The sequence below is a fragment of the Pseudomonas sp. DR208 genome, assembly GCF_019823005.1.
GTDB classification, from domain to species: Bacteria; Pseudomonadota; Gammaproteobacteria; order Pseudomonadales; family Pseudomonadaceae; genus Aquipseudomonas; species Aquipseudomonas extremorientalis.
On the sequence record NZ_CP081944.1, the window covers coordinates 4,852,635 to 4,865,782 of the forward strand.

Below are 13,148 nucleotides of genomic sequence, written 5' to 3' on the forward strand. Positions count from 1 at the left end.
CTCGCCTTTTTCACCCTCCTCAGCAGTAGGGTTTTACTTCTTATGATCAAATCGTTGCGTTCCGTTCTGTTTGCCGGTTTTATTCTGCCACTGGCCTTTTCCGTCTCCGCTGCCCCCGTCAACAATACCCTGCCGCCCAATGTTCAACAGGCGTTGGCCAAAGCCAAACTGCAAAACACTGCGCTGTCGTTGGTGATGATCCCACTGAACGGCCCGGGCACGCCCACCGTGTTCAACGCCGACGTGTCGGTGAACCCGGCCTCCACCATGAAGCTGGTCACCACTTACGCGGCCCTGGAAATGCTCGGCCCCAACCACCAGTGGAAAACCGAGTTCTACACCGATGGCACCCTCAGCGGTGGCGTGTTGCACGGCAACCTGTACCTCAAGGGCGGCGGCGACCCCAAGCTGAACATGGAAAAACTCTGGCTGCTGATGCGCGACCTGCGCGCCAACGGCGTGCAGCAAGTCACTGGGGACCTGGTGCTGGACCGCAGCTTCTTCAACCAGCCGCTGTTGCCGGAATTCAACGACGACGGCAACGACGAGAACAAGCCCTTCCTGGTCAAGCCGGACGCGCTGCTGGTCAACCTCAAGGCCCTGCGCTTCGTGACCCGCAATGATTCGGGCCGGGTACTGGTATCGGTCGAGCCGCCGATTGCCAGCATCCGTATCGACAACCAGGTCAAGGTGTCCAACGCCAAGCAGTGCACCGGCGACGTACGCTATAACCCGGTCACCGCCGCCGACGGCAGCGTGACGGTAACGGTCAGCGGCCAATTGGCCGATGGCTGCAGCTCGCAGACCTACCTGTCGCTGCTGGACCACGCCACCTACACCGCCGGCGCCGTCCGGGCGATCTGGAAGGAATTGGGCGGCACCATCCAGGGCCGTGACATCCAGGCACCGGTGCCCAAGGATGCCAAGGTATTGGCCCGGGCCTTTTCGCCGGACCTGGCGGAAATCATCCGCGACATCAACAAATACAGTAACAACACCATGGCCCAGCAGTTGTTCCTGAGCCTGGGCGCGCAGTTCCGCAACGACGCCGATGGCGACGATGCCAAGGCTGCGCAACGCGTGGTGCGCCAGTGGCTGGCGAAGAAAGGCATCACCGCGCCGCACCTGGTGATGGAGAACGGCTCAGGCCTGTCCCGCGCCGAACGGGTCAGCGCCCGCGAGATGGCGGCCATGCTGCAAGCCGCGTGGAAAAGCCCCTACGCTGCCGAGTACATCAGTTCGATGCCGATTGCCGGCACCGACGGCACCATGCGCAAACGCCTGAAGACCACCGCCATGCGCGGCGAAGCCCACGTCAAGACCGGCACCCTGAACACCGTGCGCGCCATCGCCGGGTTCAGCCGCGACAACAACGGCAATACCTGGGCTGTGGTGGCTATCCTCAACGACCCGAAGCCATGGGGTGCTTCGTCGGTGTTGGATCAGGTGTTGCTCGACCTGTACCGTCAGCCGAAGGTGGCTGCGGCAGCACCGGCCCTCTGAAACATACTGGGGTGAACAGGCTTGTCCGCTCACCCCAGAAGCCCGCTCACCACGACAGGGCCAGTCAGCAAACCGACTGCGCTTCCACCCGATCCCTGCCTGCCTGCTTGGCCACGTACACGGCCGAGTCAGCGCGCAGCAGCAGCCCATCGATACCTTCGTCCACCCGCCAACTGGCCACGCCGAAGCTCGCGGTGACAATACCGACCGGCTCCATCGGCACGCTGCGCAACGACGCCCACAACTCCATCGCCAGGCTGTAGGCCTGAGCACCATCGGTGTGCGGGCACAGCACCATGAACTCCTCGCCACCCAGGCGGCAGAACACATCGGTGCGGCGCAGGCGCTGGCTGATGCGTTTGCACAACTCCTGCAATACCCCATCGCCGACGGCATGCCCATGCTGGTCGTTGATGCGCTTGAAGTGATCGATATCGAGCATGATCACCGACAAGGCCCCCGAGGTGCGGTTGAGCCTGACCATCTCGGCCTTGAGGCGGTCCTGGAAATAGCGGCGGTTGTGGATCCCGGTCAGGGAGTCGGTGATGGAGAGTGCACGCAGCTCTTCTTCCACCCGCTTCAGATCGGAAATATCCGACACGTAGCCATGCCACAGCGTCCCTCCTCCGGGTAACTCTTCCGGCGTCGCTTCGCCGCGAATCCAGCGCAGTCCGCGTTGCGGCAACAGCACCCGGTACTCCTCCCGCCAATGGCTCAACTGCAACGCCGACAAGCGGATCGATGCGCGTACCCGCTCCGCATCCAGCGGGTGGATGCGCTCGAAGACCTTCTTCGCATCCTGCTGCAGCACGCCGGTCTCGATTTCATAGATATCGCGCATGCCGTCGCTGGCGTAGATGAATTTCCAGTTGTCTTGAGGCTCCAGGGTGAACTGGAAGATGCCGCCGGGCACATGGGCGCTGAGTTTCTTGAGCAGCCGATCCCTGGCCGCCAATGCCTCGTAGGCGCGCTTTTGTTCGGTAATGTCCAGGTAAATCGCCAGGTGACCGATCCACAAACCATGGTCGTCCAGCAACACGGTGGCCAGCATGTTCACCGTCAGTTGGCTGCGATCCTCACGAACCAGGGTCCACTCGCGGGCTTGGTGCAGGTTGTCGGGACTTTCCACCAGCATCGCCTGGCTTGCCGGGATGCGTTTGCCCAAGGCTACACTGAGGCTGGCGGAACGCGCTTCCAGTTCCGACGCCAGGTGCAGGCTTTCCAGGGTGTGCGTGCCCACCACCTGCTCGGCCTTGAACCCCAGCATCTGCTCGGCACCGGCATTGAAGGTATTGATGACACCGCGCAGGTCGGTGGCAATGATCGCGACCTGCGTCGCGGCATTCAGCACACTGCGCAATTGGCCGTGGGCGCCGCGTAATTCCTGCTCGCGCAGGCGCAACTGCGCCGTGCGCTGCTCCACCAGTTTCAGCGCGCGCTGGCGTTGGCTGACCAGCACATAGAGCAACGCGCTGAGCAACAGGCTGAGCAGGCCGCCCATGGTCAGGATCGTGCTCAACGAGGAGTGGTTGGCCTGGTCGAACACCTGGCTCGGACGCAGTGTGAGGGCATACACATGGTCACCCAGCGTGAGGCGGCGCGCCCCGACCAGATCACTGCTGGCCACGGCATTGCCGGACTCGAAAAGCACGCGCTTTTGCACGTCGGAGGTGTCGACGATCTGCATCACCAGGTTGTCGCGGTCCGGCTTGGGCAAACCGTCGGCCACCAGTTGGCGCATGCTGATCACCGCCATGACATAGCCGTAGGGCTCATTCTGGGATTGGTCGGAGGTGGGCAAATGACTGACCGGCGCGACCAATAAAACCCCGGTGGCATAGTCCGGTTCCACACCCACCAGTTGCATGGGCTGGGACACCGCCAGCTTGCCGGTGTTTTGCGCACGCTCAAGCACCGAACGCCGCAGGGGCTGGGCCAGCAGGTCAAAGCCGAGGGGTGCCCCCAACAGGCTTTGAGTCTGGCTGTACAGTACCGGTACGTATTCATCGCGCTCGGGCGCAGGGGCCAACTCACCCGTGGAATTCAACTCACAGATCACGAAAGGTGTGCCGCGCTGCGCGGACACGGCTTGCTCAAACTGACCGCGCTGTTCGCGATACACCCGGGGCGCCCAGGAGTAAGCGCGCGCGCGCAGCAACAAGGGCTGGGCAAAACCGTCAAACTCTTCGCGGGACACGTCATCGGAGTTGACGAAGAAACGCCGTAGGCTGTTCAGGCGTTGTTCCTGGTCGTCGAAGCGTTCCTGCAGGCGGGTGTAGCGTTCGTTGACCAACAACTGAAAGCGTTGGCGCACCTGCTGCTGATAGAGGTCGGCGGCCGCCCAGGCCACAACAGCCGTCAAGGCAAACCCTGCCAGCAACACCACCAATGCCACCAGCCAAGCCGACGCCTGCTCACTGATAAAGCCTAGGATTTTCGGGCGTACGGCTTGCAACGGCATAGGCAACACTCACAGCGCCAGCGTGCGGGGGGTGTCACTTTGGCTTGGCCTTAAGTTATAGCCACCGGCCTTGAATTTGACCAGCGTAAAAAAGCCGCAAACCCGGAATAATCCAGGCTTGCGGCCTGATTGACAGCCGTGTTCAGCGCGCGGTGATTTTCCACGCCCGGTGGATCTTCGCATTGCGTGCGAAATCCGGGTCGATGGTCTTGTCGCTGATTTCCTCGACCGCGTAGCGTTCGCTCAGGTTGTCCTCCAGTGCGAACTTGCGGAAGTTGTTCGAGAAGTACAGCACGCCGCCCGGCGCCAGGCGCGCCATGGCCAGGTCGAGCAACTGCACGTGGTCGCGCTGCACGTCGAAGATACCTTCCATGCGCTTGGAGTTGGAGAAGGTCGGCGGGTCAATGAAGATCAGGTCGAACTCATCGCGGCTGGCCTCCAGCCAGGCCATCACGTCACCCTGCTCCAGACGGTTCTTGTCGGAGAAGCCGTTGAGGGACAAGTTGCGGCGTGCCCAGTCCAGGTAGGTCTTGGACAGGTCGACGCTGGTGGTGCTGCGCGCGCCGCCCTTGGCCGCATGCACACTGGCGGTGGCGGTGTAGCAATACAGATTGAGGAAACGCTTGCCGGCCGCCTCTTTCTGGATGCGCAGGCGCATCGGGCGGTGGTCGAGGAACAGGCCGGTGTCCAGGTAGTCGGTGAGGTTGACCAGCAGCTTTACGCCGCCTTCGCTGACTTCGGTGAACTTGCCTTGGGCGCTCTGGCGCTCGTACTGCTTGGTACCGCTCTGACGCTCACGGCGCTTGACCACCACGCGGCTCTTGTCGATGTTCAGCGCCTGGGGAATGGCCGCCAGCGCATCGAACATACGCGCGGAGGCTTTTTCCGGGTCAATGGACTTGGGGGCCGCGTATTCCTGTACATGCACCCAATCGTGATACAGGTCGATGGCCATGGAGTATTCCGGCATGTCGGCATCGTACACGCGGTAGCAATCCACGCCTTCGCGTTTGGCCCACTTGCCCAGCAGCTTGAGGTTCTTTTGCAGGCGGTTGGCAAACATCTGCCCGCCTTCGCTCAGGCGCGCCTGCTCGACCACCGGGGCCGGAGCAGGTTTGATCGGGTTGCCGTTCTTGTTGTACTGGCGCTCTTGCGGCTCGGCCGGGGCCTGATCGTAGGCAGCTTGCTCACGCTCGGCCTGGCGCTGTTCCGGGGTACGACGCTCGCCGGTGACGAACTGGTCCGGGTTGACCTTGATCAGCAGCAACTTGCACGGCAACGCGCCGTTCCAGAACGAATACTGCTTGTGGCTACGGATGCCCATGCGCTTGCCCAGGTCCGGCGCGCCGGTGAACACTGCGGCTTCCCAGCCCATGCACGCCTGGCGCAGACGCTCGCCGAGGTTCTGGTAGAGGTACAACAGGCTGGCTTCGTCACCCAGGCGCTCGCCGTACGGCGGGTTGCAGATGACCAGGCCTTTCTGGTTCTGGTCCGGGCGCGGTTCGAAGGTGCCGACTTCGCCCTGGTACACCTTGATCCAGTGGCTCAGGCCGGCCCGCTCGATGTTATTGCGCGCAGGCTGGATCAAGCGCGGATCGGCTTCGTAGCCACGGATCCACAGCGGCGGCTTGTTCATGCCGATGGCGGCGCGTTCAGCGGCTTCGGCGTGCAGCTTCTTCCACAGCGCCGGGACATGACCGAGCCAGGTGGTGAAACCCCACAGCTCGCGGTTCAGGTTGGGGGCCATGTCGGCAGCGATCATTGCGCCTTCCACCAGGAAGGTGCCCACGCCGCACATCGGGTCACTCAGCGCGCCGCCTTCAGCGGCGATGCGCGGCCAGCCGGCACGGATCAGGATCGCGGCCGCCAGGTTTTCCTTCAACGGTGCCGCCCCCTGCTGCAAGCGATAACCGCGCTGGTGCAGGCTGTGGCCGGACAGGTCGAGGGACAGGATCGCTTCGCCACGGTCCAGGCGCAGGTGGATGCGCAGGTCCGGGTTGATCTTGTCGATGGACGGGCGCTCGCCAGTCGGGGTGCGCAGCTTGTCGACAATCGCATCCTTGACCTTCAGGGCGCCGAAGTGGGTGTTGTCGATGCCCGAACCGTGGCCGCTGAATTCAACCGCCAGGCTGCCATCCGGCACCATGTGGTCGGCCCACTCGATATCCAGCACGCCGTGGTAGAGGTCTTCGGCGTCCTTCATCGGGAAGCGCTTGAGCACCAGCAGCACGCGGTTGGCCAGGCGCGACCAGAGGCACAGGCGGTAGGCGGTTTCCATATCGGCCATGCCGCGCACAGCCGAGGTGTGCTCGCGGGCGTCCTCAAGGCCAAGCCCGACGGCTTCCTCGATCAGCAGGCCTTCGAGGCCCTTGGGGCAGGTGAGGAAGAGTTCAAAACGGTCCGACATGGGGCATTCCAGGCTTTTCAGCAATAAATGAACGGGCGACGCATCGCCGGTTCGGTTTTCAATCAAGCACTTTTCTTGAAGAGTGCTCGCGTGGCACGAATGTGCCGTCCCACCCCGGCTGCCGGGCCTTTGGGCCTGTAATGAAGGGGCAGAGAAACAATTAGCTGTAACAAAAAGAAATATTCCGACCCTTCGTCGAATAATAACTGACTGCAACGGGCGGACATTCTCACTAAAGGATTAAACCCATCCTCTATGCAGGGTGCATCATAGCTGGCTTTGCCCGATAAAAGGGGCGAAAAACCATCCCAGCTTATCGCTATAGCATCGTTATCGTTACGTGCTTATGACAAAACGATCATTGAATCCATGTGACCTATTGGTTAGAACTCAACACAGGTTGGCGCCGTAACGACGCCGACACATCGGCTCGCCACGCCGGCAGCGAGCCCACCAACGGCAGAAAAACTCTGCCCGGTCTCGGACGAGGCCGAAGGATATCAAGACAGTCAACAAGTGAGGGAAACACCCTATGAGAAGACTTAAGCGTGATCCGTTGGAAAGAGCATTTTTACGCGGATATCAATACGGCGTTCATGGCAAATCCCGTGAGCTTTGCCCATTTACTCTACCGTCGGTACGCCAAGCCTGGATCAACGGCTGGCGAGAAGGACGCGGCGACAACTGGGACGGTATGACTGGCACTGCGGGAATCCACAGACTCAACGAACTTCACGCCGTCGGCTAATCAAGGGCAATTAATTCCGACACCACCTCTGGATTTATAACGACTTACCATGCACGCCCCATCCGGGCGGCGGGCTTCGGCCCAGGGGGCTCCTTTTCAGGAGCCCTTTTTAATGGATGGTTTTCAGGCTTTTGGCAATGCCGCGATGGCATCTACCGACTGGCGAATCAGCGCCGGGCCTTTGTAGATGAAGCCGGAATACAACTGCACCAGGCTTGCGCCCGCGGCAATCTTCTCGGCCGCATGCTTGCCTTCGGTAATACCGCCGACGGCGATGATCGGCAAGCGCCCGGCCAACTCCGCAGCCAGCACCTTGACGATATGGGTGCTCTTGTCACGCACCGGCGCCCCCGACAGGCCGCCCGCTTCGTCGCCATGTGCCAGGCCTTCGACGCCTACGCGGCTGAGGGTGGTGTTGGTCGCGATGACTGCGTCCATCCCCGAGTCCACCAGGGCCTGGGCCACCAGCACGGTTTCTTCGTCGCTCATGTCCGGCGCGATCTTGATCGCCAGCGGCACGCGCTTGCCATGACGCACGGCCAGGTCTTCCTGGCGCTGGCGCAAGGCTTCGAGCAGTTGCTTGAGGGAGTCGCCGAACTGCAGGCTGCGCAGGCCCGGGGTATTGGGCGAGCTGACGTTGACCGTGACATAGCTGGCGTGGGCGTAGACCTTGTCCAGGCAGATCAGGTAATCATCCACCGCACGCTCGACCGGCGTATCGAAGTTCTTGCCGATATTGATGCCCAGGATGCCCTTGTACTTCGCCGCCTGAACCCGCGACAGCAGGTGATCAACGCCCAGGTTGTTGAAACCCATGCGATTGATGATCGCCTCGGCTTCCGGCAGGCGGAAGATACGTGGCTTGGGGTTACCCGGCTGTGGACGTGGCGTCACGGTGCCGATTTCAACGAAACCGAAACCCAGCTGTGCAAAACCATCGATGGCCGCACCGTTCTTATCCAGGCCAGCCGCCAGGCCGACCGGGTTGGGGAAGTCGAGCCCCATCACCGAGACCGGCATTTTTGCCGGTGCCTTGCATACCAGGCCATTGAGCCCCAGGCGGCCACCGGCACCGATCAGGTCCAGGGACAGATCGTGGGAGGTTTCCGGGGAGAGTTTGAACAACAGCTGGCGGGCCAGGGTATACATGGGCGGGCTAGACTCGGATGGCGGCGAAAGGTGGCGGCGATTATAGCCGGGGTCACGGGTTGCGCGCGAGGCGCGAACCTCAATCGTCAGTAGCGGTGCGCTACCAACTGCTCGTAATACGCCCAGATTTTCTGGGCATATTGCATGCGCAACGCCTCACGCGCAGGCCCGGAACCCGGGCCTGCGTTGTAGGAGCCTACCGCCGTCCAGTTGTAGCCAAAGCGCTGGATGAACTCGGCGAGAATCGAAGCCCCTACCTCCACCGACAGGCAAGGCTCATTGAGCAACCGCTCCTCGGTAATACCTCGCTCGAGCAGGCGCGGCAAATGGCTGCTGTTGATCTGCATCAGGCCGATGTCCCGAGTGCCATTACGGTTCGTATCGTTTATCGCGTGCGCACGAAAGCCCGACTCCACCGCAGCGATCGCCTGCAGCAATTCGGGCTCGATATCGTAGCGGCTGGCCGCCTCCTCCCAGCAATAGGCCAGCGCCTGATTGCCGGTCATCATGACACCCAACACCAAGCCCTTGCTCCAGAACCTAGCCACGGCCTGCCACTCCATTGCGGGTATGGCCGCATGCCGAGCACACATGGTCCATACGGCCAGACGCGGGGCCCTTGATCGTCACCGGGCAAATGAAACGGTACCCCCGACCGTAAATCGTCTTGATAAACCCCTTGTCGGTGCCAAGGTACTTGCGCAGTGAATAAATGCAGCGTGTCAGCGACTCTTCGGCAACTTCCCCCTGCGGCCAGGCCAGCTCCAGCAAGCGATCCTTGGTCATCAACACGCCACCGGACATCAGCAACAACCGCAACACCAGCCCTTCCTTGGGCGGCAACTGAAGATCTGCGTCCTCACCGGTCAGGCGACCATCTTCGTGCAGGGTCCAACGCGCAAAAACCAGGGAAGTCGTCGTCCCTCCATCATCCATGACAGCCATGATTACCTCGGCATCCGACTACTGACATTGAAGTCCTCATTTGCATTACGGGTTCAAGTGCCCCTGCCACGACTATAAAAACCTGCATCAAGGCTCACGTTAGGAAAAAGCGCAGACATCGCGCATTATTTTGGAACCATGCTGTAAGACGTTTCGCTACCCATCACCTTCAGGTAGCCACGCGTGGTAAACATCGTGCAACTCAACCCCCAACCGGTCTTCCAACTGCACCAACTCACCCAAGGCCAGTAATTGCCCGTTGACCCGAACCTCCACGCAATGGATTATCTCTGGCATCAAAGGCAACACCTTCCCGGGCGCAAACTTTGCCAGGCGCCGGCGGCTGATCAGTTGTTCCTGAAGAAGAATTTCCAGATGCATCGGGCTGACACCTTGTTCACGGTGAGACATCGCGCTCAGGCCGTACAAACGCACGTTGAACACGCTCGTATTGCGCTGCCGTCAAAGGCGGCGGCCCTGCCCCCCCACCCGGCCCCAGCGTCTCAAGGCCCACGGCCCTGGCCTGAATCACAAACAGACGCACTTGATCCGGGCGAGTAGTCGCCCGCCGCTCTGCCTCTCGTTGAAACGCGCCCAGCCACAGACGCCTGCCCTGGGGCACACGCACCACACTGTTGACCCCCACCTGCCCCACCGCGGTATTTTTTTCACGCCGCCCCTTCTCACTTATCTGGCGCCCCTCCTCAATCTCAAGGCGCATTTCGATCTGGTTAGCTTCTGAAAAACGCGGCAGTACGCTGACCTGAGTGCCATAGCGCACAGGTTTCCAGTCAGTTCGGTCGTTTCCGGAGGGCGGTAGATAAAACGTATGGCTATCCTGAAACACCGCCGGGACGTTCTCCTGAGTGAGAATCACGGGCAGTGCCACCACCTTCGCCCGTCGACGACGCTCCAATGCACCGATCCTGGCCATCACGCGATTGTCATCCTGAGGCGCAAGGATTCGCGTGGTCGACATCCGGGCGTCTTCATCCCTGCCCAGGCCCAGTTTTTCCAGCTCGTCACGCTCAACATCCACCAGCCATAACGACACTTCGATCGATCGCTTGGGTATGTCGAGTTCCGCCACCAGTTTCTGGATGAAGGTCACCTGGGCCGGCTTGCCCTTGATCAGCAGGCTGTTGCTGTCCGGGTAGGCGATCACACCGAGGCTCTTGTCGGCCAGCAACCCCTTGTGCTCGCTGGCCAGCAGGGTCTCGATCATCGACGCCATTCCCGGCACGGTAACCGGGTTGTCGCGCGCGCCGTACTGACGGTCCGCCACATCGGTGTTAAGCACCTGAACCACACCAAAGGCCTGCGCGCCCACACGCAGATCGGCTCTTTGCCGATCCATCAATTGGGCCAGGCGCATCACCTGGTCGACGTAATTCGGTGGGCCGGACACATAGAATGTGCGCGCCCCACTTTCACGCAGCGGGTAGCGTGACTCATCAAGGCCCGAGCGGCGCATGAGGCCACGCAACTTGTCGACCGTAATATGCCGCAAGGTCACCGCAGAGCTCTTTGCCTCGTCAGCATCGTAGATATGCAGCGCTTGCCCGTCGCTGTACCAGATCAACCCCTGCTCTTGCGCAAGCGCCTCCAACGCCTGTTGCGGCGCATCGAAATCCAGTGCGGTGCTGAGACGTTTGCGCGCCACCGCCTGGCTGACAACGATGGGCACCCCCAGCGGCTCAGACAGCGCAGTGAACACGGTATACAGGCTTTCATCCCGAACCTGGTGAAGCTCGGCCCCAGCCAGCGCACTTACCAGCCACAGCCCGGCAAACCACAGCCAACGGTGGAACCGGAGGCGGGGCATCGTTAAAAGGGATTCGGCGTGCACCGTGAGGGTTCCTGGGCAGTCTGGCGGTGAGAGAGCGGCCATACTGAAAGCCCGTCCGGTTTCAATCTTGATGGAAAGCTGACGGCCAGCCGCGCCTCACCGCCCGTGGCATGTGCCTTGCTATGAACTCTGCATGAGAGCACGCGCCAACGGCGGAGCGCGCTACGGACAAAGGCGTCGTTACCCACATTGGCTTACATCGCCATCTGAGGGAACGACGCTTTTTTTTGAAAGAAAAGGTAGGTGTTGATGAACGATTCGGTCGGCCACAGCCCGATGAACGACCCGCTGGCCTGGGTCAACGGCAGTGATGCCCCGGAAAAGAGCAGCCTTGACCTGGGTTTCATGGCCCTGAGCGACTGCGCCTCGATGGTCGTAGCGGCCACCCAGGGCTTCGCTCAACCCTACGGCCTGACCCTGAACCTCAAGCGCCAATCGTCCTGGGCCAACCTGCGCGACAAACTGGTCAGCGGCGAACTGGACGCCGCCCACAGCCTCTACGGGCTGATCTATGCCGTGCACCTGGGCATCGGCGGAGTCGCGCCCACCGACATGGCCGTGCTGATGGGGCTCAACCAGAACGGCCAGAGCATCAACCTGTCCCACGGCTTGCAGCAACAAGGGGTGATCACTCCTGAGGCGCTTGACCGCCACGTGCACCAAAGCCGAACAAAACTGACCTTCGCGCAGACCTTTCCCACAGGTACTCACGCCATGTGGCTGTATTACTGGCTGGCGAGCCAAGGTATTCACCCCTTGCAGGATGTGGACAGCGTGGTGGTCCCGCCACCGCAAATGGTTGCCCACCTGCAAGCCGGACGCATCGACGGGTTTTGTGTCGGCGAGCCCTGGTGCGCCAGCGCAGTCAAGCAAAACCAGGGGTTTACCTTGGCGACAAGCCAGGCGATCTGGCCGGATCACCCGGAAAAGGTCCTCGGTTGCACCCGGACGTTCGTCGACCAGTACCCCAATACTGCGCGCGTGCTGGTGATGGCGATCCTGGAGGCCAGCCGGTTTATCGAAGAAAGCACCGAAAACCGCCGTTCCACCGCGCAATTGCTCAGTGGTCGCGAGTACCTCGACGCCCCGCTCGACTGCATCGAACCGCGCCTGCTGGGCGCCTATGACGATGGCCTGGGCAACCAGTGGCAGGATCCCCACGCCCTGCGTTTTTTCGCCGGTGGCGAGGTGAACCTGCCTTACCTCTCCGACGGCATGTGGTTCATGACCCAGTTCCGGCGTTGGGGCCTGTTGCGCGAGGACCCCGACTACCTGGGCGTTGCCCGCCAGGTGCAGCAACTGGCGTTGTATCGCCAGGCGGCAGGTGCGCTGGGGATCCCGGTAAAGGCCCAGGACATGCGCAGCAGCCAACTGATCGACGGCAAAATCTGGGACGGTTCCAACCCAACCGAATACGCCCGCAGCTTCCGCCTGCATGCCCTGGCCAATGATTCCAACCGCCAGGCCTGGCGCTGACAGGAGAATCTCCATGCTGCGAATCCTGTTGATCAATGACACCCCGCGTAAGGTCGGCCGCCTCAGGTCGGCGCTGATCGAGGCCGGTTTTGATGTCATCGATGAGTCCGGCCTGACCATCGACCTGCCCGCACGCGTCGAAACGGTGCGCCCGGACGTGATCCTGATCGATACCGAGTCACCGGGTCGTGATGTGATGGAGCAGGTGGTATTGGTCAGCCGAGACCAACCCCGGCCCATCGTGATGTTTACCGACGAACATGACCCGAACGTAATGCGCCAGGCGATCAAGTCTGGCGTCAGCGCCTACATCGTCGAAGGCATCCAGGCCCAGCGCCTGCAGCCGATCCTCGATGTGGCCATGGCGCGCTTCGAAAGCGACCAGGCCTTGCGCGCCCAGCTCCAGGCGCGCGACCAGCAATTGGCCGAGCGCAAGCGCATCGAGCTGGCCAAGGGCATGCTGATGAAAATGAAGGCCTGCAACGAAGAAGAGGCTTACACCCTGATGCGTCGCCAGGCCATGAGCCGCCAGCAGAAACTGATCCAGGTGGCGGAGCAGATTATCGCCATGAGCGAGCTGCTCGGCTGATTTGGCTCAGCTCTTGCTAAG

General features: G+C 61.5%; 11 protein-coding genes. 4 read left to right on the forward strand and 7 right to left on the reverse strand.

Features of this window, described 5'->3' with window-relative positions; translation table 11 throughout:
* The first annotated feature begins 42 nt into the window (after nucleotides 1–42).
* The gene (dacB, locus tag K5K89_RS21735; protein WP_071491393.1) at nucleotides 43–1,503 is read left to right on the forward strand and encodes a D-alanyl-D-alanine carboxypeptidase/D-alanyl-D-alanine-endopeptidase; all 1,461 of its coding nucleotides are present in this window, start codon (nucleotides 43–45) and stop codon (nucleotides 1,501–1,503) included.
* Between the two features lie 64 nt (nucleotides 1,504–1,567).
* Here the strand turns inward: dacB and K5K89_RS21740 are convergent, their stop codons facing one another.
* The gene (locus K5K89_RS21740; RefSeq protein ID WP_222540246.1) at nucleotides 1,568–3,964 is read right to left on the reverse strand and encodes a diguanylate cyclase; all 2,397 of its coding nucleotides are present in this window, start codon (nucleotides 3,962–3,964) and stop codon (nucleotides 1,568–1,570) included.
* A 142-nt stretch (nucleotides 3,965–4,106) separates the two neighbouring features.
* A complete protein-coding gene (gene rlmKL, locus K5K89_RS21745) occupies nucleotides 4,107–6,371 on the reverse strand; it encodes a bifunctional 23S rRNA (guanine(2069)-N(7))-methyltransferase RlmK/23S rRNA (guanine(2445)-N(2))-methyltransferase RlmL (protein WP_071491395.1) in 2,265 nt (754 codons plus the stop codon).
* Nucleotides 6,372–6,903: 532 nt separating this feature from the next.
* Here rlmKL and rmf point away from each other — a divergent pair.
* Complete coding sequence (gene rmf / locus K5K89_RS21750) at nucleotides 6,904–7,119, forward strand: ribosome modulation factor (protein WP_002553055.1); 216 nt, start codon at nucleotides 6,904–6,906, stop codon at nucleotides 7,117–7,119.
* A gap of 123 nt (nucleotides 7,120–7,242) precedes the next feature.
* On the opposite strand, the gene K5K89_RS21755 is transcribed toward rmf, so the two are convergent.
* The 5 genes from K5K89_RS21755 to sctC form a co-directional block, all read right to left on the reverse strand.
* Nucleotides 7,243–8,268 (reverse strand): quinone-dependent dihydroorotate dehydrogenase, encoded by a 1,026-nt coding sequence (locus K5K89_RS21755; protein ID WP_071491396.1) that lies wholly within the window; start codon nucleotides 8,266–8,268, stop codon nucleotides 7,243–7,245.
* A gap of 86 nt (nucleotides 8,269–8,354) precedes the next feature.
* On the reverse strand, nucleotides 8,355–8,816 hold the full coding sequence (locus K5K89_RS21760) for a transglycosylase SLT domain-containing protein (protein WP_130898135.1): 462 nt from the start codon (nucleotides 8,814–8,816) through the stop codon (nucleotides 8,355–8,357).
* On the reverse strand, nucleotides 8,809–9,213 hold the full coding sequence (locus K5K89_RS21765; protein WP_071491397.1) for a winged helix-turn-helix domain-containing protein: 405 nt from the start codon (nucleotides 9,211–9,213) through the stop codon (nucleotides 8,809–8,811). The genes K5K89_RS21760 and K5K89_RS21765 overlap by 8 nt, the downstream gene beginning before the upstream one ends.
* A gap of 156 nt (nucleotides 9,214–9,369) precedes the next feature.
* Nucleotides 9,370–9,594 (reverse strand): FliM/FliN family flagellar motor switch protein, encoded by a 225-nt coding sequence (locus K5K89_RS21770; protein ID WP_222540247.1) that lies wholly within the window; start codon nucleotides 9,592–9,594, stop codon nucleotides 9,370–9,372.
* 16 nt (nucleotides 9,595–9,610) lie between these two features.
* The gene (gene sctC, locus K5K89_RS21775; RefSeq protein WP_222541744.1) at nucleotides 9,611–11,038 is read right to left on the reverse strand and encodes a type III secretion system outer membrane ring subunit SctC; all 1,428 of its coding nucleotides are present in this window, start codon (nucleotides 11,036–11,038) and stop codon (nucleotides 9,611–9,613) included.
* Nucleotides 11,039–11,311: 273 nt separating this feature from the next.
* Between sctC and K5K89_RS21780 the strand changes: the two genes are divergently transcribed.
* Both K5K89_RS21780 and K5K89_RS21785 read left to right on the forward strand, forming a co-directional pair.
* Nucleotides 11,312–12,538, forward strand: coding sequence for a CmpA/NrtA family ABC transporter substrate-binding protein (locus K5K89_RS21780; RefSeq protein ID WP_222540248.1), 1,227 nt, complete (start codon nucleotides 11,312–11,314; stop codon nucleotides 12,536–12,538).
* A gap of 13 nt (nucleotides 12,539–12,551) precedes the next feature.
* Nucleotides 12,552–13,127, forward strand: coding sequence for an ANTAR domain-containing response regulator (locus K5K89_RS21785; protein WP_071491401.1), 576 nt, complete (start codon nucleotides 12,552–12,554; stop codon nucleotides 13,125–13,127).
* Nucleotides 13,128–13,148: the final 21 nt, after the last annotated feature.

Coding starts and splice junctions, on each gene's coding strand:
- dacB (WP_071491393.1), top strand. CDS start 43: ATGATCAAATCGTTGCGTTCCGTTCTGTTTGCCGGTTTTATTCTGCCA.
- K5K89_RS21780 (WP_222540248.1), top strand. CDS start 11,312: ATGAACGATTCGGTCGGCCACAGCCCGATGAACGACCCGCTGGCCTGG.
- K5K89_RS21765 (WP_071491397.1), bottom strand. CDS start 9,213: ATGGCTGTCATGGATGATGGAGGGACGACGACTTCCCTGGTTTTTGCG.
- K5K89_RS21770 (WP_222540247.1), bottom strand. CDS start 9,594: ATGCATCTGGAAATTCTTCTTCAGGAACAACTGATCAGCCGCCGGCGC.
- rlmKL (WP_071491395.1), bottom strand. CDS start 6,371: ATGTCGGACCGTTTTGAACTCTTCCTCACCTGCCCCAAGGGCCTCGAA.
- K5K89_RS21755 (WP_071491396.1), bottom strand. CDS start 8,268: ATGTATACCCTGGCCCGCCAGCTGTTGTTCAAACTCTCCCCGGAAACC.
- sctC (WP_222541744.1), bottom strand. CDS start 11,038: ATGCCCCGCCTCCGGTTCCACCGTTGGCTGTGGTTTGCCGGGCTGTGG.
- K5K89_RS21785 (WP_071491401.1), top strand. CDS start 12,552: ATGCTGCGAATCCTGTTGATCAATGACACCCCGCGTAAGGTCGGCCGC.
- rmf (WP_002553055.1), top strand. CDS start 6,904: ATGAGAAGACTTAAGCGTGATCCGTTGGAAAGAGCATTTTTACGCGGA.
- K5K89_RS21740 (WP_222540246.1), bottom strand. CDS start 3,964: ATGCCGTTGCAAGCCGTACGCCCGAAAATCCTAGGCTTTATCAGTGAG.